11 protein-coding genes are annotated in these 19,362 nt (G+C 67.5%); 3 read left to right on the top strand and 8 right to left on the bottom strand.

Features of this window, described 5'->3' with window-relative positions; all coding sequences use genetic code 11:
• Positions 1–53 precede the first annotated feature (53 nt).
• Positions 54–2,258, top strand: coding sequence for a catalase/peroxidase HPI (gene katG, locus U5K29_05800; protein ID MDZ7678044.1), 2,205 nt, complete (start codon positions 54–56; stop codon positions 2,256–2,258).
• 77 nt (positions 2,259–2,335) lie between these two features.
• On the opposite strand, the gene U5K29_05805 is transcribed toward katG (U5K29_05800), so the two are convergent.
• Positions 2,336–3,031, bottom strand: a complete 696-nt coding sequence (locus U5K29_05805; GenBank protein MDZ7678045.1) for a ZIP family metal transporter — start codon at positions 3,029–3,031, stop codon at positions 2,336–2,338.
• An 86-nt stretch (positions 3,032–3,117) separates the two neighbouring features.
• On the bottom strand, positions 3,118–3,924 hold the full coding sequence (locus U5K29_05810) for a hypothetical protein (GenBank protein MDZ7678046.1): 807 nt from the start codon (positions 3,922–3,924) through the stop codon (positions 3,118–3,120).
• A gap of 77 nt (positions 3,925–4,001) precedes the next feature.
• Here U5K29_05810 and katG (U5K29_05815) point away from each other — a divergent pair, with 77 nt between their 5' ends.
• Positions 4,002–5,996, top strand: a complete 1,995-nt coding sequence (gene katG / locus U5K29_05815) for a catalase/peroxidase HPI (GenBank protein ID MDZ7678047.1) — start codon at positions 4,002–4,004, stop codon at positions 5,994–5,996.
• A gap of 76 nt (positions 5,997–6,072) precedes the next feature.
• Here katG (U5K29_05815) and U5K29_05820 read toward each other — a convergent pair whose 3' ends face one another.
• Both U5K29_05820 and U5K29_05825 read right to left on the bottom strand, forming a co-directional pair.
• Entirely contained in the window at positions 6,073–6,768 is a 696-nt protein-coding gene (locus U5K29_05820) for a ZIP family metal transporter (GenBank protein ID MDZ7678048.1), read from the bottom strand.
• A gap of 86 nt (positions 6,769–6,854) precedes the next feature.
• The gene (locus U5K29_05825; GenBank protein MDZ7678049.1) at positions 6,855–7,661 is read right to left on the bottom strand and encodes a hypothetical protein; all 807 of its coding nucleotides are present in this window, start codon (positions 7,659–7,661) and stop codon (positions 6,855–6,857) included.
• Between the two features lie 97 nt (positions 7,662–7,758).
• Between U5K29_05825 and U5K29_05830 the strand changes: the two genes are divergently transcribed.
• Positions 7,759–8,394 carry a hypothetical protein gene (locus tag U5K29_05830; protein ID MDZ7678050.1) on the top strand — a complete coding sequence of 212 codons (636 nt, stop codon included), beginning with the start codon at positions 7,759–7,761 and terminating at the stop codon, positions 8,392–8,394.
• 35 nt (positions 8,395–8,429) lie between these two features.
• On the opposite strand, the gene U5K29_05835 is transcribed toward U5K29_05830, so the two are convergent.
• The 4 genes from U5K29_05835 to U5K29_05850 all read right to left on the bottom strand — a co-directional run bounded on the left by U5K29_05835 (position 8,430) and on the right by U5K29_05850 (position 19,226).
• Positions 8,430–9,365: a septum formation family protein gene (locus U5K29_05835; GenBank protein ID MDZ7678051.1), complete on the bottom strand. Its 936-nt coding sequence runs from the start codon at positions 9,363–9,365 to the stop codon at positions 8,430–8,432.
• Positions 9,366–9,643: 278 nt separating this feature from the next.
• Positions 9,644–10,591 carry a hypothetical protein gene (locus tag U5K29_05840; GenBank protein ID MDZ7678052.1) on the bottom strand — a complete coding sequence of 316 codons (948 nt, stop codon included), beginning with the start codon at positions 10,589–10,591 and terminating at the stop codon, positions 9,644–9,646.
• A 456-nt stretch (positions 10,592–11,047) separates the two neighbouring features.
• Positions 11,048–12,574, bottom strand: a complete 1,527-nt coding sequence (locus U5K29_05845) for an RNA-directed DNA polymerase (GenBank protein MDZ7678053.1) — start codon at positions 12,572–12,574, stop codon at positions 11,048–11,050.
• 157 nt (positions 12,575–12,731) lie between these two features.
• The gene (locus tag U5K29_05850; GenBank protein ID MDZ7678054.1) at positions 12,732–19,226 is read right to left on the bottom strand and encodes an LAGLIDADG family homing endonuclease; all 6,495 of its coding nucleotides are present in this window, start codon (positions 19,224–19,226) and stop codon (positions 12,732–12,734) included.
• Positions 19,227–19,362 lie beyond the last annotated feature (136 nt).

Below are 19,362 nucleotides of genomic sequence, written 5' to 3' on the forward strand. Positions count from 1 at the left end.
GACCCCACGCGCTCCCGACAACGCACCCTCCAACCGACACAAGGGGACACCCGATGGCCGAGAACCAGACCCAGAAGCCCGAGTGGGGTTCGCTCACCTCCAACGTGTTCAGGTCCAACGAGGACTGGTGGCCGAACGCACTGAACCTGCGGATCCTGCACCAGCACCATCCCGACTCCACGCCGATCGGCGTCGACTTCGACTACCGCAAGAACCTGGCGAACGTCGACATCGACGAGCTCACCCGCGACGTCGACGCGCTGATGACCGACTCGCAGTCGTGGTGGCCGGCCGACTGGGGCCACTACGGCCCGTTCTTCATCCGCATGTCCTGGCACGCCGCCGGCACCTACCGCGTGGTCGACGGCCGCGGCGGCGCCGGGACCGGCGCCCAGCGCTACGCGCCGCTGAACTCGTGGCCCGACAACGGCAACCTCGACAAGGCGCGCCGCCTGCTGCTGCCGATCAAACAGAAGTACGGCAGGGACATCTCGTGGGCCGACCTGTTCGTCTTCGCCGGGAACCGGGCGCTGGAGACCATGGGGTTCACCACCTTCGGCTTCTCCTTCGGCCGCAACGACATCTGGGCGCCCGAGGACGACATCTACTGGGGCCCCGAGAACGAGTGGCTGGCCGAGCACGACGAGCGCTACACGGGCAGCTGGGAAGACGGAAGCCGGACCCTCGACAACCCGCTCGCTGCGGTGCAGATGGGCCTCATCTACGTGAACCCCGAGGGTCCAAACGGCGTGCCCGACGCGATGAAGTCGGCCCAGGACGTGCGGGAGACGTTCGCCCGGATGGCCATGAACGACGAGGAGACCGTCGCGCTGACCGTCGGTGGCCACACGTTCGGCAAGATGCACGGCGCCGTCGCTGCGGAGAACGTCGGCCCCGAACCGGAGGGCTCGAGCTTCGCCGACCAGGGCCTGGGATGGACCAACAAGCACGAGACCGGCTTCGGCCAGTACACCATGACCTCTGGTCTCGAGGGTGCGTGGACCCCCACGCCCACCAAGTGGGACAACACCTACCTCGACACGATCTTCGCCCACGAGTGGGAGGTGGTGGAGTCCCCCGCCGGTGCCAAGCAGTGGCAGCCGCGCGAGGTGCAGGAGGGCTACTGGGTGCCCGACGCCCACGTCGAGGGCAAGGTGAACCCGCCGACGATGACGGCGGCCGACATGGCCATGATCGTCGACCCGGCGTACCTGGAGATCTCCAAGCGCTTCCACGAGAACCCCGACCAGCTGGCCGACGCGTTCGCCCGGGCCTGGTTCAAGCTCCTGCACCGCGACATGGGTCCGGCCACCCGCTACGTGGGCCCGCAGGCGCCCGACGAGAAGCTGCTGTGGCAGGACAACGTGCCGGCCCACGAGGGTCCCATGATCGGCGACGCCGAGATCGCCGAGTTGAAGTCGACGATCCTCGACTCCGGCCTCAGCATCGACCAGCTGGTCAAGACGGCGTGGGCGTCGGCGTCGACCTACCGCCACACCGACTACCGCGGCGGCGCCAACGGCGCTCGCATCCGCCTGTCGCCGATGAGCGAGTGGGACGTCCACGTGCAGTCTGGTGTCGGCGAGGTCATCCGCAAGCTGGAGGAGATCCAGGGCGATTTCAACGGCAAGGGCGGACCGCAGGTGTCGGTGGCCGATCTGATCGTGCTCGGCGGCAGCGCGGCCGTCGAGGCTGGGGCCAAGGCTGCCGGCTACGACATCACGGTGCCGTTCACTCCCGGCCGGACCGACGCCAGCCAGGACGAGACCGACGTCGACTCCTTCCAGTGGCTCGAGCCCAACGCCGATGGGTTCCGCAACTACGTCCGCAAGTTCGGGGCGGTGCCCACCGAGCATCTGCTCATCGACAAGGCGTTCATGTTGAACCTGACCGCTCCGGAGATGACCGCCCTCGTCGGCGGGCTCCGGCTGCTCGGCAACAACGTCGGCGACGAGGGCTACGGCGTGCTCACCGACCGTCCGGGCCAGCTGACCAACGACTTCTTCGTGAACCTGATCGACATGGGGACCAAGTGGTCGTCGGTCGACGAGAGCGAGGACGTCTTCGAGGGCCGCGATCGGGCCACCGACGACCTGAAGTGGAAGGCCACCCGCGTCGACCTCGTGTTCGGTGCCAACAGCCAGCTCCGGGCGATCGCCGAGGAGTACGGCTCCGCCGGCGGCGACGAGCTGATGCTCGATGCCTTCGTCCGCGGTTGGGTCAAGGTGATGGAGAACGACCGCTTCGACCTCGAGTGAGCGCACAGCCCGTCTGACGGTGGGGCGCCGCATCTCGCGGCGCCCTACCGGCGTCCGGGTCCCGATGGCCGCGGCGATCAGGCCATCAACGCGACGGTGAACAGGAGCAGGAGACCGACCGCGAAGCCGGTGCTCAGGATCGCCTTGGCGCCGGCGGTGCGTGAGGTGGTGATCTCGGGCAGCAGGTCGGTGGCAGCGATGTAGATGAAGTTGCCGGCGGCGAAGGGGACGAGGACGGCGACGTCGATGTGACCGCTGACGCCGTAGGCGAGGAGACCACCGACGAGGAAGGTGAGACCCGAGAGCACGTTGAACAACAGCGCCCGGCGGCGATCCCAGCCGCTGTGGACGAGGATCCCGAAGTCGCCGAGCTCCTGAGGAACCTCATGGGCCGCGGCCACCAGCCAGGTGACGATCCCGACCCGATGGTCGAGCACGAACGCGCTACCGACGGCGAGACCTCCGATGAAGTTGTGGAGACCGTCAGCAACGAGGATCAGGTAGCCGAGAGGGCGATGCGCGGCGACCGGACGATGGCAGTGGTGCCAGTGCAGGTACTGCTCGAGCAGGAAGAACGAGAAGATTCCGGCGGCCACCCAGGCCCAGACGGTGAGCTCGTTGCCCAGCGCATCGATCGACCCGGGCAACATGTGGAAGAGGGCGCCTCCGAGCAGTGCGCCGGCGGCGAGGGCCACCAGTGGCAGGACGAGCCTCTTGAAGGTCTCGGTCGGAACGATGAGGGTGAGACTGCCGGTGAGTGCGAGCGCGCTCATGGCGAATCCGGAGACGGTGATCCACCCGAGGGTCGTCACGCCGTCAGGTCACGCCGTAGCGGTCGGTGCAGGCCCATCGTCCGCGGTCAGGTCGACTGCAGGGTGCCGCCGTGGCGCTGGAGCACCTCGCGTGTCGCCCCCGGTTGGCCGTGACTGCAGACCGCGACCAACACCTGACCGGGCTCGAGCTGGGTGTGGGCGATCTGTTCGTGCGCGCTGAGCGCGCGCTCCTCCGTCGCCATGCCGACGAAGCCGCCGAGCATGGCGCCGCCGGGAACGGTTGCCGCACCCACGGCGAGCAATCCGCCAACGCCGACAGCGCCGATGACCGGGACGAGGGCACCCATGAGCACGAACCCGGCAAGGAACCCGACGACCACTCCGGTGCCCGCACCGGCTTCGAGGCGGTGGCCGAGGTCGACGTCGAGGTCGTGCTCGAACGCGAGCTGCCCCGACCCGTGCACCGCGACCCCGAGACTGTCGCTGCCCAGTCCGAGCTGGCGCAGCTCGTCCACTGCGGCCTCGGCACCGGACCGCTTCCCGAACACAGCAACGATGTGATCGTGCTCCTGGTGCGCCCGGATGTCGGCCTCGTCGAACGGCGGTCGGTGCAGGCGCTGCACGATGTAGGCATCGTCTCCCCCGGCAGCTTGCCCATAGGGCATCGTCAGCGTGCCGACCGGCTCGCCCGCCGCGGTGGTCAGGGCGAACACCACCGCTTCGTCCGCGGGATCGGTGGGCCCCTCGAAGCGAACCACCTCGACCACCGACAGCGCAGCCGGGTCGTGCCGCACCCCGGTCTCCACCGCCCGCAACGCGGGCCCGTCCGGCACGAGGTCGTCGCCGAAGCCCGCCTTGGCCAGCCGATCGAGCGCTTCGCTCATCGTCTCCATGGGCCAATCCTCCCAGCGTTCGGTTGCCGGCGACAGTGCCGAAGGACCCAGGATAACGGCCCTGGGCCGACGCGCTGATGACCGACTCGCAGTCGTGGTGGCCCGCCGACTGGGGCCACTACGGCCCGTTCTTCATCCGCATGTCCTGGCACGCCGCCGGCACCTACCGCGTGGTCGACGGCCGCGGCGGCGCCGGGACCGGCGCCCAGCGCTACGCGCCGCTGAACTCGTGGCCCGACAACGGCAACCTCGACAAGGCGCGCCGCCTGCTGCTGCCGATCAAACAGAAGTACGGCAGGGACATCTCGTGGGCCGACCTGTTCGTCTTCGCCGGGAACCGGGCGCTGGAGACCATGGGGTTCACCACCTTCGGCTTCTCCTTCGGCCGCAACGACATCTGGGCGCCCGAGGACGACATCTACTGGGGCCCCGAGAACGAGTGGCTGGCCGAGCACGACGAGCGCTACACGGGCAGCTGGGAAGACGGAAGCCGGACCCTCGACAACCCGCTCGCTGCGGTGCAGATGGGCCTCATCTACGTGAACCCCGAGGGTCCAAACGGCGTGCCCGACGCGATGAAGTCGGCCCAGGACGTGCGGGAGACGTTCGCCCGGATGGCCATGAACGACGAGGAGACCGTCGCGCTGACCGTCGGTGGCCACACGTTCGGCAAGATGCACGGCGCCGTCGCTGCGGAGAACGTCGGCCCCGAACCGGAGGGCTCGAGCTTCGCCGACCAGGGCCTGGGATGGACCAACAAGCACGAGACCGGCTTCGGCCAGTACACCATGACCTCTGGTCTCGAGGGTGCGTGGACCCCCACGCCCACCAAGTGGGACAACACCTACCTCGACACGATCTTCGCCCACGAGTGGGAGGTGGTGGAGTCCCCCGCCGGTGCCAAGCAGTGGCAGCCGCGCGAGGTGCAGGAGGGCTACTGGGTGCCCGACGCCCACGTCGAGGGCAAGGTGAACCCGCCGACGATGACGGCGGCCGACATGGCCATGATCGTCGACCCGGCGTACCTGGAGATCTCCAAGCGCTTCCACGAGAACCCCGACCAGCTGGCCGACGCGTTCGCCCGGGCCTGGTTCAAGCTCCTGCACCGCGACATGGGTCCGGCCGAGCGCTACGTAGGCCCGCAGGCGCCCGACGAGAAGCTGCTGTGGCAGGACAACGTGCCGGCCCACGAGGGTCCCATGATCGGCGACGCCGAGATCGCCGAGTTGAAGTCGACGATCCTCGACTCCGGCCTCACCCTCGAGCAGCTGGTCAAGACGGCGTGGGCGTCGGCGTCGACCTACCGCCACACCGACTTCCGGGGCGGCGCCAACGGCGCTCGCATTCGCCTGTCGCCCATGAGCGAGTGGGACGTCCACGTGCAGTCTGGTGTCGGCGAGGTCATCCGCAAGCTCGAGGAGATCCAGAGCGGCTTCAACGGCAAGGGTGGTCCGCAGGTGTCGGTGGCCGATCTGATCGTGCTCGGCGGCAGCGCGGCCGTCGAGGCTGGGGCCAAGGCTGCGGGCTACGACATCACGGTGCCGTTCACTCCCGGCCGGACCGACGCCAGCCAGGACGAGACCGACGTCGACTCCTTCCAGTGGCTCGAGCCCAACGCCGATGGGTTCCGCAACTACGTCCGCAAGTTCGGGGCGGTGCCCACCGAGCATCTGCTCATCGACAAGGCGTTCATGTTGAACCTGACCGCTCCGGAGATGACCGCCCTCGTCGGCGGGCTCCGGCTGCTCGGCAACAACGTCGGCGACGAGGGCTACGGCGTGCTCACCGACCGCCCGGGCCAGCTCACCAACGACTTCTTCGTGAACCTGATCGACATGGGCACCAAGTGGTCGTCGGTCGACGAGAGCGAGGACGTCTTCGAGGGCCGCGATCGGGCCACCGACGACCTGAAGTGGAAGGCCACCCGCGTCGACCTCGTGTTCGGTGCCAACAGCCAGCTCCGGGCGATCGCCGAGGAGTACGGCTCCGCCGGCGGCGACGAGCTGATGCTCGATGCCTTCGTCCGCGGTTGGGTCAAGGTGATGGAGAACGACCGCTTCGACCTCGAGTAGGCGAACGATCCTCGGACGGTGGGGCGCCGCATCTCGCGGCGCCCTACCGGCGTCCGGGTCCCGATGGTCGAGGCGATCAGGCCATCAACGCGACGGTGAACAGGAGCAGGAGACCGACCGCGAAGCCGGTGCTCAGGATCGCCTTGGCGCCGGCGGTGCGTGAGGTGGTGATCTCGGGCAGCAGGTCGGTGGCAGCGATGTAGATGAAGTTGCCGGCGGCGAAGGGGACGAGGACGGCGACGTCGATGTGACCGCTGACGCCGTAGGCGAGGAGACCACCGACGAGGAAGGTGAGACCCGAGAGCACGTTGAACAACAGCGCCCGGCGGCGATCCCAGCCGCTGTGGACGAGGATCCCGAAGTCGCCGAGCTCCTGAGGAACCTCATGGGTCGCGGCCACCAGCCAGGTGACGATCCCGACCCGGTGGTCGAGCACGAACGCGCTACCGACGGCGAGACCTCCGATGAAGTTGTGGAGACCGTCAGCAACGAGGATCAGGTAGCCGAGAGGGCGATGCGCGGCGACCGGACGATGGCAGTGGTGCCAGTGCAGGTACTGCTCGAGCAGGAAGAACGAGAAGATTCCGGCGGCCACCCAGGCCCAGACGGTGAGCTCGTTGCCCAGCGCATCGATCGACCCGGGCAACATGTGGAAGAGGGCGCCTCCGAGCAGTGCGCCGGCGGCGAGGGCCACCAGTGGCAGGACGAGCCTCTTGAAGGTCTCGGTCGGAACGATGAGGGTGAGACTGCCGGTGAGTGCGAGCGCGCTCATGGCGAATCCGGAGACGGTGATCCACCCGAGGGTCGTCACGCCGTCAGGTCACGCCGTAGCGGTCGGTGCAGGCCCATCGTCCGCGGTCAGGTCGACTGCAGGGTGCCGCCGTGGCGCTGGAGCACCTCGCGTGTCGCCCCCGGTTGGCCGTGACTGCAGACCGCGACCAACACCTGACCGGGCTCGAGCTGGGTGTGGGCGATCTGTTCGTGCGCGCTGAGCGCGCGCTCCTCCGTCGCCATGCCGACGAAGCCGCCGAGCATGGCGCCGCCGGGAACGGTTGCCGCACCCACGGCGAGCAATCCGCCAACGCCGACAGCGCCGATGACCGGGACGAGGGCACCCATGAGCACGAACCCGGCAAGGAACCCGACGACCACTCCGGTGCCCGCACCGGCTTCGAGGCGGTGGCCGAGGTCGACGTCGAGGTCGTGCTCGAACGCGAGCTGCCCCGACCCGTGCACCGCGACCCCGAGACTGTCGCTGCCCAGTCCGAGCTGGCGCAGCTCGTCCACTGCGGCCTCGGCACCGGACCGCTTCCCGAACACAGCAACGATGTGATCGTGCTCCTGGTGCGCCCGGATGTCGGCCTCGTCGAACGGCGGTCGGTGCAGGCGCTGCACGATGTAGGCATCGTCTCCCCCGGCAGCTTGCCCATAGGGCATCGTCAGCGTGCCGACCGGCTCGCCCGCCGCGGTGGTCAGGGCGAACACCACCGCTTCGTCCGCGGGATCGGTGGGCCCCTCGAAGCGAACCACCTCGACCACCGACAGCGCAGCCGGGTCGTGCCGCACCCCGGTCTCCACCGCCCGCAACGCGGGCCCGTCCGGCACGAGGTCGTCGCCGAAGCCCGCCTTGGCCAGCCGATCGAGCGCTTCGCTCATCGTCTCCATGGGCCAATCCTCCCAGCGTTCGGTTGCCGGCGACAGTGCCGAAGGACCCAGGATAACGGCCCTGGGCAAACGACGGTCGGGGGCGGATCATGGGCTCATGGAACGCGTCATCGCCACCCACCACCATGACGGCCACCAGCTCGACGTCGTCGAGCTCGTCGATGACGACGACCTCACCGTCCGCTTCGTCGTCGACGGCCAGCTTCTGCCAGCTGATGCCCACCCCGGCCACGTTCCCACAGCCGAGGAGGCGAGGTCCCTCTTGGCGACCCGGTCCAAGGGGGCCGACTCCAACCGGGTCGCCGAGCACGAAGCGAAACACAGCGTGCTCAGCCCTCAGGAGGTCATCGCTCTGCTCGACGCGCTCGACGACCAGCATCGGGCGCATGCCACCTATGCGCAGGTCGTCTCCGACTTCGGCGAGGTGATGCCCTTCGCGAACATCGTCGGATCGAAGAGTCGCCACATCGAGTCCCTCACCGAGCTGATGCAACGATACGAGGTGCCGGTACCCACCGACCCGTGGCCGACGAAGGTGGAGCGGTACGAATCGGTTGCCGATGCCTGTGCCGAAGCCGCCGAGGCCGAGCGCGCGAGCGCAACGCTCTGCTCCCGGCTCCTCGCCCACGCCGGGCGATCCGAGGTCCGCGACGTGCTCCACGAGCTCGAGGAGGCCTCGCGACAGCGGCACCTCCCCGCCTTCCAACGCTGCGTCGAGCAGGGGCAGCGATGAAACGGGGCGTCGAGCGGCCGCCGGACAGGCTCGGGTCAGTCGGGTAGATAGAAGTAGTGCACGCGGGAGTGGCCACCCTCCAGCTCCCAGGTCTCGACGATCAGCTCCGCGTCCTGCTTGTGCAGCGCGTAGAACGCGGTGGCGACATCACCGCTCCACGCATCCTCGAGCGTCACCTCCCAGTCGGATGCAGCGAACGTCTCTTCGAGTGCCGCCTTCGTGTCACCGGCGTCGCCACCCTCGAAGGTCGCGCCGAAGAACCCCTCGGTGTCGATGCCGGCCTCTCGCGCGAAGCGCTCAGTCGGTGAGTAGGAGTCCTCGATGTCCGCGGCGCTCGTGAGGACGAGCCCCTCCGGCACAGGCGCATCGGCAGGGAACGAGGCCGGAAGGACGTCCTGACCGACTCCACGCAGGCTCCCGGCCAGTTGGGCGTCGGGGAGGTACAGCACGCACGCCTTCGTCCGTGCACCGTCGTCCCATTCCTCCTCTGTGGGCTGCACGCGGAAGCCGCCCAGTGCACTCGGCGAGCCGTCGATCCCGAGGAACTCGTTGAACGCGGGGACACAGACCTCCTGGAAGAGATCGTCCCAGACGTCCTCATCGGGGTAGGCGGCGTCGGCTCCCTCCTCGAGTGTGTGGACGGTGACGACCTCCCTGTCGTGGGGTGGTTCGCAGTCGACGATCAGCGGTGGACGTGAGTAGTCGGGATCGCCGCCATCGTCGAACCGGTGGTCGAAGCAGTCACCGTCGGAGAGGTATCCGGTGAAACTCGCCGGCGTCGCGTCGGGGTTCGAGGAGCCATCCTGCGACCCCGTCGTTTCGGACGATCCCGTGTCGGCGTCCTCGGCATCGGCGTCGACCGGTGCCGAGCCATCGGGCGAGGGGCTTGCTGCGGTGTCATCGTCCCCACCGCCGCAGCCAGCCAGGAGCACCACCACCAGCGCGCCAACGCCAAGCAACCTTCGGGTCATCGATCCACCTCCGGCGTCGCTGACGTCCGAGTGTGGCATTTCGTCGCGGCCATTTCCGCGAATCGTGCGCTCGGCTATGGGGCGGCTCCTCCCTTCACCCACCGAATGTCGACGCGGCCGTTTCGCACTCAGGACCGACATCGGGGCTGCGCAGGCGCCCCACTCAGGAGATGAACCACGCTCGAGGTACCTGCGCTTTGCCTGGTCGTCAGTCGTGATCTGGCGCGGACGGGGCCCACCGAGGGTCCGGTGATCGCACCCCCAGCTCCTCGGCCACCTCAGCCGGTGGGCGTGAGCTCGAACTCCAGCTCGACGAGGGGATCGGTGAGGCCCGGACCCTGAGGGCTGATGTGCAGGATGTAGGTATCCTCGCCCAGCTCGTCGGGATCGAAGACGACACCATCGAGCTCGAAGCTCACCATGACCCCGCGGAGCGTCTCGCCGCCGGAGATGATCTCGTTCGGTCCCCCTTCTGGCGAGATCTGCGTCCCGTCGGGTAGGACGAGGCGGAAGGAGTCACCCATCACGTTCGCGTCGTACCTCGAGTCGACCAGCATCGTCACGTCGACGGTCACGAGCAGGATCGGGGCATCGACCGGCTGCTGGGCCACCGTCGAAATGCGGCTGAGGGGGTCGTGGGCGAACAGTTCGAGACCGGTGATCGCGGCTTCGATCTGGCCGTCGTCCACCATCTGCTCCGGCGCCTCGAGGGTGATCGGAGCGGCGGGAACCGTGGCGTCGGGGTCGCTCAGGGGAACCATCGCCTGGATCTGGCGCTCCGTACCCGCGTACAGGGCGGCGTCGTCGAAGGCGAACGACTCGTCGACCATGAACTCGGCGGTCAACCGACCGCTCGCGCCCGGTCGGACGACGTCACCGAACGACGAGGTCATCGCCGATCTGTCACCCCAGCGAAGCTCGAACTCGTCGGCTGGGAAGACGCCATCGCTCTCCCGAAGGTTCTCGGTCACCAGGTCGACCTCGACGGTCGACCCATCACCGACGTCGTCGGCGCCGAGGCGAGCCTCGACGATGTCGACCCGGAACCCCGCGTAGTAGATCTCGGCCCCGACCTCGACCACCTCGGGCTCGAGCGCCGGTTCATCCTCGGGAGCGATCGTGGTCGCCTCCGAGGTCATCGTGGTGGTGACCTGTGACGCATCGTCGTCGCTACCGCAGGCCACCACGGCCAAGCCGAGAGCAGCGACAGCAGCGACTGCGAACATGCGGTGAACGCGCGACAGCAAGGAAACCATGGCACTTCCTTTCCTCCGTCTCCCCAGAATCGTCCTACTTCCGGTGGCGGTGGCCCAGGGCCGAAGGTCACCATCGCCATGCGGACCGGAACTCAGGGACCTCCCTGACCGTCCTTCAACTGGGAAATGTCACCGGGTGAGGTTTTCCATCAGCTGTGAACGGTCATCCAATGTCCATCCAACGGCGAGAAGCGTCCGGAACACCCCGGGGTACACCCGGCCCAGGTCCTGAGTACAGGTGTCCGTCAACCCGGGGTAGGTCCATCACACCCGCACCGTGATCGACGGCCACCGGCGCGACCCGAGGACCGCTACCGAATGCGTCGACTCACCGCCGACGAGATGGCAAGGCTCTGCCGGCTCGCCAGGCTAGGCCCGCCCGAGCACCAGCAGGTGCGCCATCTCACAAGAACCAGACTCTGCGCGCTAGCCGGACGTAACGAGCGTGACCGCAGGTGCGATCTCCCGATACTGATTCGCGAGTGGCTTCAGGCGACGTTGAGCAACGTCACGAGGCTGCGACGCATAGCCGGAGACTGCGGCCCGACGGTACCCGACATGGGAGAGCGTATCGACGAGGTGATCGGCATCGTTCGGCTTCCAGGCGCGGCTCGATGACCACGCCTTGACTGCCCAAGCACCGACCGAAGGCTGACGGTGCGTAGCTTGCTCCCACGCGAAATCATGCAGGCGCTGCCCGTTCTGCTTGTCGACACGGTATTCAGCCAGGGCCCGAAATGCGTGTAGCTGGCCAGCTGAGGTGTGCTTATCGGGGGTGCGGCCCACCGCCCGGTCCATCAGCCATGTGACGTCGATCGCCTCTCGGGCGTCGCGGTCAGCTGCGATCGCCACTAGGTAGTCACCGACGGAGCGGGGCTCCCGGTCGAACCAGTGGGGGTTCGCCTGGAGAAACTCGAGAGCTCCCGGGTCCTTGTGAATACGGAACCGCCCGAGCACGGACCGAAGGTGTGCGGCGGGAAGCTGCCCGTCAAGGCCGAGCGACTGCATCATCGTCTCGGCCTCGAGCAGATCGCAGAGTCCGTCAGTGCCCTCGACGGCGAATAGTGAATCGCGAGACGGGTCGAGCAGCTTCTGCTCTGCGACGGGCGCCTTCAGCAGCATGCCGGTCTTGCGGCCATTGAGATGCAAGCCGACCCCACCCAAGAGCTCGCCGATCATTCCGTGCAACTCGGGCCACAAGGCGGGGTCGGTGAGGAACACGTCAAGGTCGTCAGTCCATCGCACGAACTTCCGGCCCTGGGCTACTAGTTCTTGATCAACTGCACCTACGAACAGGTTCGCAATCGGCCCTGAACCCTCGAAACCGATCGGCAGTCCCGTTCCTCCCGGGAACAGCACGGCGAGCAGCTGCACGATCACCTCAACCGCACCGGCGGGTGCACCCGCTTGGAGGAGCAGCTCAGCAGCGTGATGATGACCGCAGGACGGGAAGAAGTTCTCGATGTCGAAGAAGCCGACTGCCGCGGTCCGATCATCGTCGTAGTAAGCGCGCTGAAGCTCCCGCCGACGTCGGTGCTGCTCGACGAAGGCGGCTGAGAACCATCCTGGACCGGTGGTTCCGATCAGCCCGTTGAGAACATGGCGACTATCGGTCGCAGCCTTGATCGCAGCGGAGCACCGGCCAACATAGGACCGCAACCCCAGCTCATCGTAGGGATCAAGGACCGTCAGCCCCCGCGTGGCCGAACCGTCCGATTTCGGAAGCGGGAACCTCTCGGTGCGCTGAAGAGCAACGCCGCCCTCAAGCTGCCCCCGGACGAGCTCGTAAGTCGCGCCGGGGTCGCAGTAAAGATCCTCAAAGCCAAGGACGTCGGGTACGTCACGGGCTTGGGCGAAGCGCCGCGCTGCGGCAACACCCTCTCGGATGTCGGATCGGAGTGGTCGGAGACCACCGGGGTCAGAATTGAAGGTGTTCGATGGGTCAGCCCTCACACGTCGTGCGGTCGGTTGTCGGCTCGGTAGGCACGGATTCGCCTGGGAACGCAGCTGGGCCGGGTGCTCGCGATAGTTAGCAGTTGCGCCTTTCCCTGGCGCGAAGTCAGGCCTTCCCTGGCCGCGAAATCAGGGGTTTCCCTGGTGACATTTTCCATCAGCTGCAGCCGCTGGTGTTGCCGCAGCTGGGGCAGGCGTGGCACGAGCCGGCCCGCTGCATCTGGACACCGCACTGCATGCACATCGGCGCGTCGCTCGACTGCTGCATCGGGGTCGAACCCGACTCCCGCTGCATCTGGGCCGACAGCTCCGAGGCCGAGGGGATCGACTTGGGATCGGGTTGGACATCGGAACCGGTGCTGGTCTCGGTGGTCGACTCCTCGACCCCGGGCAGCGTGGGCTGGGTGCGCTCTTCGATGGTGAAGATCCCGAGCTCGGCCCTCTCCTCGTAGCTGAGGTACTCGATCGCCAGCTTGCGGAACAGGTAGTCCATGAGGCTGGAGGCGATCCGCACATCGGGATCGTCGGTCATGCCCGCAGGCTCGAAGCGCATGCCGGTGAAGGCTTCGATGAAACCGCGCAGAGGCACGCCGTACTGCAGGCCGTGGCTGAGCGAGATGGCGAAGGCGTCCATGATCCCCGCCAGGGTCGAACCCTGCTTGGACACCCGAACGAAGATCTCGCCGGGGCGACCGTCGGTGTACTCGCCGACGGTGACGAAGCCCTTGCAGTCGGCCACCCGAAACTCGAAGGTCTTGGAGGAGCGAGTGCGGGGCAGGCGCTCGCGCACCGGCACCTCGACGACCCGCTCGACCACCTTCTCGACGACCTCGGCCGGCGACTCGGCCACGTCCTTCTTCACCGTGGACAACGGCTGGGAGTTCTTGCAGTTGTCGCGGTAGATGGCGACGGCCTTGACCCCGAGCTTCCACGCCTCGATGTGGAGCGCCTCGACGTCTTCGATCGTGGCCTCCTCGGGCAGGTTCACGGTGTTGTGGTTCATGATGCCGTTGCCGACGAAGGCATGGGTCGCCGGCACCGACAGGTCGTACACCTCACGCAGTCCAGCGTCGGCGACCGACTCCACGGGGCTGAAGTGCAGCCCGTCGTCGACGATCTGGTGCAGCCAGGAGGGCACGGCGTCTCCGGCAACCGCGATGACACGTTCGAGGGTCTCGCGGGTGACCCGCCTGGTGCGGCGATCGCACAGGTACGCGAACTCTGCCCGCACCCCGTAGCCGTTGCGTCCGCTCTTTCCCCTCGGCAGCATCTCGTAGAGGTCCCGTGGGGCGATCGGCACCACATCGGAGGTCGCATGTCGGCTGCCGAACGTGCGAGCGCTGAGCAGCGCAGCGGCGGCTGCCTTGTCCGGCTCGAGGAACGGCACGAGCTCGATCAACCGCTGGGCATCGCCGCCGGTGACGTACACCTCGCCGTAGTGCTTGTCGTAGTCGCGGTTGTACTTCTCGACTCGACCGCTCCGGATCCCCAGGTTCGTGAGCACGGCCTGGAGGTCGTCGAGCAGGCCCGCCGAGTCGAGGCAGATCGCCCACTTCGGAGCGGTCGACACGGTGGTGTAGGCGTCGAGCCACAGCCCCTGCAGGAAGGCCAGAACGTGGTGGCGAGGCGAACGCAACACCGCATCGGGGATGCGCTTCTCACGTGCACGGTGTCCCAAGCCGAGGTGATCGAGGAACTCGACCACGGTCTTGGATGCCACCGTCACCGAGGGGCAGCGGACACCGTCATCGACGACTCGAGCCTCGAGTCCGAACAGCGAACGCCACGCCGACACCACGCGGTCGCGAACCGCCGGCACCGAGTTGGTGACGTGAACGGTGTAGGTGCTGGCGGTGACGTGTCCTTCCGACGCGATCGCCCCCAGCAGGAACGCCAGTTCGGAGCTCATCTCATCGGGGATCGTCACCTTGGTCTGGGAGCCATATGGGGCCGACGGCTCGAAGTCATCGAAGCGAGCAGGCAGAGGCGACCACATCTGTGAGCCGTACTGCTGGGCCACGAGATCTGTCGGCTCGATCTCGTCGAGCCGCTTCCAGGCGATCCCCTGCTCGCTGCCAACGAGCAGCCGGTGGTTGGGCGTGCCGGTGATGGTGTGGCCCGACCGCAGCGTGACGGTGATCGTGGGCCGCAGACCGCCGTAGTAGAAGGCGTCGGTCTTCTGTGGACCGTCGATCGAAGCAACCTCGACGATCTCGTCACGGAAGCTGTCGGGCGCCTCGCTCTGGTGAAGCGAACCGATGCGGACGAGACCGTCAGCGGTCGGCACCAACGTGTCGCCCACCACGCACTTGCTGATCGCGCCGCTGATGAAGGGCTGGACCGCGCCCATCATGCGCACGTGGCCGTTGTGGTGGATGGCGTTGTCGCCCATCGAGCAGGCGAACACCTCGAGGTGCTCGGCCTTGAGCTGTGGGCAACCGAGGATGGTCTTGTTCTCCTCGAGGTAGGCCATGATGTCGGCCTGCTCGTCGGCGGTGTAGCCGAGGTTGCGCAGCGCCCGGGGCACCGTCTGGTTGATGATCGACATGGTGCCGCCGCCGACCAGCTTCTTCATCTTGAACAAGCTGAGGTCGGGCTCGACCCCGGTGGTGTCACAGTCCATCATCAGCCCGATGGTGTTGTGGCTGATGAACCCGTTGGCCACATAGGTGACGTTCTCGGGCACCGAGATGTCGTAGGTGAACTCCTCGTCGCCCAGCTCGGCAGATTCGACGGTGTCGAAGAAGAATCCGAGCAGGTGGCCGAGTTCGGCATCGCCGCTGAGCTCGTGGAGCTCGGTGGCCAGTCGACGGGTGATGGTGCCCGAACGGTTCAACTCCATGAGCGCCACCCTGCGGTTGCGACCGTTGGTCGGCGCCACCCGGTCGATCAGCTCGCGACTGGCCGGGATGTGGTCGTAGCGTGCGGCCTGGGGAGCGTCGCTGGTGTCGACCCTGGCCGACTTGGAGCCTCCGATGAAGCCGACCTCGTCGAGCCACCGCTGGTTGACCGCACGGTTGAGCAGGCGCACGACCGACAGGTCCGAGCCCCGGCCGCTGGTCTGGTGCGACAACGTGGTGACGAACCCGAGGGCCAGCATGAGGCTCTGGACCTCGGTGGCGAAGTCGGCGTTGGCCGTGGTCCACGACGGGTAGCCAACCGTGACGGTGCCATCGGCCTCGAACAGACCCCGCAAGAACGCCCGATACACCTCGGCGTCGTTGCTGTGGAGCACCGCATCGGGGATGTGGGGGGCATACCCCTTGCCCGAGTGGCCTTGGTGGGGAGCGTGCTTGGCGAAACCACATGCCTCCCACCACTCGACGAGGCGGACCGAGTGGAACGCGACCTCGGTGTAGCCCTCCTTGGGCGAGGTGCGGGCACCGATGCCGAACAGCTCCTTGCCGAGATGCTCGAGGCGCTCGACTACGTCGAAGTCGCCGGCGGCGACACAGAGCCGCAGGCCACGGGAGTGCAGTGAGCCGTCGCCCATGAAGTACCCGACCAGCTCGGCGAGCTCGGCCGACATCTCACGGGGCACCCGCACGTGGTGCTCGCCCGCCCAGTAGGACTCCGAGATGGGCGGCAGGTTGACGGCCTGGGGCTCTCCGACGAGCGAGTCGAGTGCCAGCGGAACCTGGTCGCCGGGACGCACGTCGGCGAAGTGCCGCCACACCCAGTCTCCCGACTCGTCGACGACCTTGATGCGGTGCTGGGTGGTGCCCGAGATGCGATAGCCGCGGCGGGTGCGCACATCGACGACCGGCTCGAGCCCGTTGATGTAGAACTTGGTGGCCTCACGCACGCCTTCGTCGGTGGCGACGTCGACGTCGAGGTCCTGCCACTGCTGACCATCGGTGTCGCCGAGGGAGCGCAGCCGGACCAGGCCACGCGAGGTGGGGATCAGCGAGCCACCGACCAGACATCCGGTCGGTGCAAGCACACTGGCCTGGGAGTTGCGGACACCGTGGTCGGCGCCGAGCTCGCAGGCCTCGTCCCATGCCCGCTGGGCGGCCGACAACAGGTCGGCGGGCACCAGCTCCTCGTCGATCTCCGAGGCTGCCTCGCGGTGCATCTCGAGCACCCGCAGCATGGGCTCGGCGTTCTCCTCGTAGCCGGCGAAGGGACCCATGCGAGCCGCGGTGCGGGCCGAGGTGGCATAGGCGTGGCCGGTCATCAGCGAGGTGATCGCCGCGGCCGTGGCCCGGCCGCCGTCGGAGTCGTAGCCATAGCCCAGCGCCATGAGCAGGGCACCGAGGTTGGCGTAGCCGAGGCCGAGCTGGCGGAACTTGCGGGAGTTGTCGCCGATGGGCTCGGTCGGGTAGTCGGCCCGGCCGACGAGGATCTCCTGGGCGGTGAAGACGACCTCGACCGCGGCCTTGAAGCCCTCGACGTCGAACACGCCGCCCTCGGGGCTGAACTTCAACAGGTTGAGGCTGGCCAGGTTGCACGCCGAGTTGTCGATGTGCATGTACTCCGAGCAGTTGCGCACCACCACGCCGTTCACGACATAGGAGTGGTTGCGGGGCTCGGACAGGTTGTAGGTGGTCTCGACGCCGTCGTCGGTGCGGCTGGCAAGACGAGTGGTGGTGTCGGTGTCGTAGAACCGGTGCTCGCCCACCATGGCGGCCAGCGCCTCGGCCTTGGCCGGCGCGTCGAAGCCGATCTGTGAGGCGAACGCCTGAAGGTCCTCCACCTGGAGCTCGTTGGAACCGATGCGACTCGAGACGCCGAAGGTGGTGAGCAGGTGCTGGACGTCCTGCAGCAACGGCTCGGACGTGGAACCGAGCCCGACGTAGCGGCTCTTGTCGCCGTCGTAGACGCAACCGTCGGCGTCGAAGAGGCCACGGAGGAACGAGGCCACGACATCGGCGGGCGCTTCGTTGACCGACCACGGCACCCGCTTGGTGTGAGCCGGCCCGTCGGAGACGCCGAGGGCCTCGAGGAACCGGGCCACGATGCGCCGCGACTGACGGAGCTGCACCGTGCCGTTGGCCTGGGGCGACGGCGTGGGCTCGCGCCCGTCGTTGATGTCGGTGATCAGGGCCCGGTGCCGGGGCAGGGCGTGCTTGCGGTCGTCGTCGCTGCCATAGACGGTCGAGGCGACATCGCCCGAGAGGCAGCCGTCACCGACGAGCCATCCGAGGTAGTGGGCGAAGTCGTCGGTCCACTTCTCGGGCAGGTTGAGCGCACTGGACCAGTCGCCGGTGCTGGCATAGGCGAGCGCATCGGTGGCCACCGGCAGCGAGCGGCTGGCCGAGATGGCCGGCGCCGGGAGGTTGAGGGTGGCGATGCGGTCGTCGGCGGTGAGCTCTGACGCGGGGACATAGCCACGATTGCGGGTGAAGATCTTGTGGCCGGCGGTGCAGCGCAGCTCCATGCCGTTGGAGAACCGCAGCTTCACGATCTCGTTGACGCCGGTGACCATGAAGGCGTCGGGAGTGGTGATCTCCATGGCCTCGGCCGGGGCGTCGGGGTTGGTGGCGTCGTGGGTGTAGACGCCGAAGGTCTCGCCGTCGTTCACCCGGTCGATGAGGTCGACGAAGCTGATGAGGCCCTTGTCGGTGTGCACCAGCGAGTCGCCGGTGAAGCACGGGTTGGATCCGTTGATGCGGTCGGTGTTGGCCGCGGTGTGCCAGCGGTTGATGGTGGTGTCGAACTGCATGCCCGGATCGGCGCACTCCCATGCCGCCTGGGAGATGTCGCGGAACAGGTCGCGGGCCCGGACCGTCTTGACGATGCTGTCGTCGGTGACCGCCCGCAGGTGCCAGTCGGCGTCGTCGACGACGGCCTGCATGAACTCGTCGGTGACCCGAATGGAGTTGTTGGCGTTCTGGTACTGCACCGAGGCCATGTCGGCGCCGTCGAGGCTCATGTCGAACCCGGCCTCGGCCAGGGCCCGGATCTTGCGTTCCTCGCGGGCCTTGACCCAGATGAACTCCTCGATGTCGGGGTGACCGGCGTCGAGGATCACCATCTTGGCGGCGCGACGGGTCTTGCCGCCGGACTTGATGGTGCCGGCCGAGGCGTCGGCGCCGCGCATGAAGCTGACCGGGCCCGACGCGGTGCCACCGCCCTTGAGGTGCTCCTTGGACGAGCGGATCTTGGACAGGTTGATGCCCGCGCCCGAGCCGCCCTTGAAGATGGTGCCCTCCTCGACGTACCAGTTGAGGATCGAGTCCATCGTGTCGTCGACCGACAGGATGAAGCACGCTGAGGCTTGCTGGGGCACGCCCTCGACGCCGATGTTGAACCACACCGGCGAGTTGAACGCCGCCTTCTGGGTGACCACCAGGTGCTTGAGCTCGGCCCGGAAGATCTCGGCCTCGCGATCGTCGAGGAAGTAGCCGCCCTCGATGCCCCACTGGGTGATGGTGTCGACCACGCGGTCGATGACCTGCTTGAGCGACGACTCGCGCTCGGGGGAACCGGGGGTGCCCCGGAAGTACTTCTGGGTGACGATGTTGGTGGCATTGACCGACCAGGTGGTGGGGAACTCGACCCCGAGCTGCTCGAAGGCGACCGACCCGTCCTGGTAGTTGGTGATGCGACTGTCTCGTTGCTCCCACTCGACCTCGTCGTAGGGGTGCACGCCCTCGGTGGTGAAGTAACGGCGGATGCCGATGCCGGTCTGCTCCGGGGCAAGTGCCATGCGATGAGCTCCTCGAGAGGTGGTGGCCAGGCGGTCTGGCCGGGGCCGTTGATGGGTCTGGGATGGGTCGGGCGCAACGCTGCGAGACCCGCTGCAAACACGAGATGTTGTGTGATCCCCCACGCCGCCGGGGCCC

It is taken from the genome of Acidimicrobiales bacterium (assembly GCA_034521975.1).
Taxonomy (GTDB): Bacteria; Actinomycetota; Acidimicrobiia; order Acidimicrobiales; family SKKL01; genus SKKL01.